At 62.9% G+C, this 2,419-nt stretch carries 3 protein-coding genes; all 3 read left to right on the plus strand.

The annotated features are described in order from the left end of the window. The first annotated feature begins 80 nt into the window (after nucleotides 1-80). Nucleotides 81-506 (plus strand): IS66-like element accessory protein TnpA, encoded by a 426-nt coding sequence (tnpA, locus tag TSA66_RS00005; RefSeq protein ID WP_040038455.1) that lies wholly within the window; start codon nucleotides 81-83, stop codon nucleotides 504-506. Further along, a complete protein-coding gene (gene tnpB, locus TSA66_RS00010) occupies nucleotides 482-832 on the plus strand; it encodes an IS66 family insertion sequence element accessory protein TnpB (protein ID WP_040038456.1) in 351 nt (116 codons plus the stop codon). The genes tnpA and tnpB overlap by 25 nt, the downstream gene beginning before the upstream one ends. Nucleotides 833-863: 31 nt before the next feature. Beyond that, a partial coding sequence (gene tnpC / locus TSA66_RS00015; RefSeq protein ID WP_040038457.1) for an IS66 family transposase occupies nucleotides 864-2,419 on the plus strand: 1,556 nt, incomplete at its 3' end.

Here is a 2,419-nt window from a genome sequence, read left to right on the forward strand (position 1 = left end):
GTAAGCGATCCATCATCGGCGTCTTGAATCGCGGAGTTTGAGCAGTCAGGATATGTCCACCTACATGGAGGTGGACACCTATGGCAGAGCATGACTCAGAGCTGTTGCAGCGGCTGGTTGTCGGCAGCAAGCGGGATGGACGCCGGCGATATGACAAACAGGCGAAGGCCGAGCTGGTCCAGACATGCCTCAAGCCAGGCGTGTCAGTGGCGCGCGTGGCGCTCAAGCATGGCATCAACGCGAACCTGCTGCGCAAGTGGATCAGCCTGCACCTGCAGAAACAGGAGCAATCTCCTGTTGCGACATCACAGTCTGTCGCGCCTTCACCGCCTCCATTCATACCGGTCGTGCCGGCGGGCTCCTGCAGCAAGCCCACAGAGTCCGGGTTACGAGTGCGGCTGCCCAACGGCATCGAGATTTGTCTGAGTGGGCATGGCGAAGATGAGCTGTCGTGCTTGTTGCGCCTGCTGTGCACACTGCCATGTTCCGTCTCGACCCGGCTCTGAAGGTATTCCTGCACCGCGAGCCGGTGGACGGCCGCAAGAACATCAATGGCCTGGCTGCGCTGGTCGAACAAGGCCTCGGGCTCGATCCCTTTGCTCGGGCGGTCTACGTCTTCAGCAATAAGCGGCGCGACCGCATCAAACTGCTGCTGTGGGATCGCACCGGATTCTGGCTTCTGTTCAAGCGGCTGGAAGCGGACCGCTTCGTCTGGCCGAAAGCGTCAGCGGTGGTCGAGCTCAGCGTCGAGCAGCTGCAATGGCTGCTCGATGGGATCGACCTGGAAGCCATGCGCGGCCATCCTGTGCGCCATTACCGTCGCACGGCGTGAACCGGGGCGGCAGAGCGTTGTCAAAAAGTCCATGCAAAACGTCATGATCACGGCCGAGGAACTGGAAGCGTTGCGCCAGGCAGCGCAGGAGCGTGACGCGTTGCGCGGTGAGCTGCGGGTCGTGACGCTCGAGCGGGGCCTGCTCAAGGAACGCGTGCAGGCGTATCTGCACAAGCTGTATGCGGCACGCAGCGAAGCACGCAGTGCCGGGCAAAAGGATCTGTTCTTTAACGAGGCCGAGACCCTGGCGCCGACTGCCTCCGCTGAGCCTGCCAAAGAGGACGAGCCAGGCGTTGAAGTGGCGAGCCATCTGCGCAAAAAGCGTGGTGGCCGCAAGCCGCTCGATCCCGCGCTACCGCGCGACGTCGTGCGTCACGAGCTGCCCGAATCCGAGCGTATTTGCCCGCATGACGGCAGCGTCCTGATCGAAATCGGTGCCGAGATCAGCGAACAGCTCGACATCATTCCCCAGCAGGTACGCGTGATCCAGCATCAGCGCATCAAGTACGCCTGCCCGTGCTGCGATGGCGGCATCAAGGTCACGCCTGCCGCAGCGCGCGTCATCCCCAAGGGCCTGCTGACCGAAGCGGCGCTGGCGTGGATCGTGACGGCGAAGTATCAGGATGGCTTGCCGCTGTATCGGCAAGCGGCCTTGCTGCGCCGCTTTGGCGGCGACCTGTCGCGCACCACGCTGGCCGCCAGCGTGGTGCGCGTTGGTCAGGCAGTGCAGCCGATCATCAACCTGCTGCGCGACGTGCTGCTGGAATCCGAGCTGGTGTACGGCGACGAGACGGAACTGCAGGTGCTCAAGGAACCGGGCCGCTCGCCGCAGACCCAAAGCTATCTGTGGGCGCAGATGAATGGCACGGGACCGCCGGTGCGCTTGTTCGGCTACTCTCCCGGTCGGGGAACCAGCCATGCGCTCAAACTCTATGCCGGCATGGCCAAAGGCGCAGTGCTGATGACGGATGGCTATGAGGTCTACAACGCCATCGCGGCGACCCATGGTCTGGTGCACCTCGGATGCTGGGTCCATTGTCGACGCTACTTCATCGAGGCCGAGGACGTGCTGCCGAAAGAGTCGCGCACACCGCAGCAGCCTGCCACGCAATTCATTGCAGCCATCGGCAAGCTCTATGCCGCCGAGGCCCGAGCCAGGCACGCCGACGCGGCCCACCGACAACGGCTGCGCGCCCGCTACAGCGCCCATGTGCTCAAGCACATCGAGCGCCTGCTGCTGACGTATCAGCCGATCGTCACGCCCAACAGCAAGCTCGGCCGTGCTCTTGCCTATCTGAGTGGGCAGTGGTCCAAACTGACGCGCTACATCGAGAACGGCCTCTGGCCGATTGACAACAACCAGTGCGAAAACGCGATCCGTCCCTTCGTGATCGGGCGAAAGGGCTGGCTGTTTGCGGACACCGTCGGCGGCGCTACTGCCAGCGCCAATCTGTATTCCATCATCGAGACCTGCAAGGCCAATAACGTCAATCCGTACGCCTACCTGATCAAACTGCTCCGCGCGCTGCCTCTGGCAACTACGGCCGATGATTACGAGGCGCTGCTGCCCTGGAAAATCTCCCTCCC

The sequence above is a fragment of the Noviherbaspirillum autotrophicum genome (genome assembly GCF_000818395.1).
Classification (GTDB): domain Bacteria; phylum Pseudomonadota; class Gammaproteobacteria; order Burkholderiales; family Burkholderiaceae_D; genus Noviherbaspirillum; species Noviherbaspirillum autotrophicum.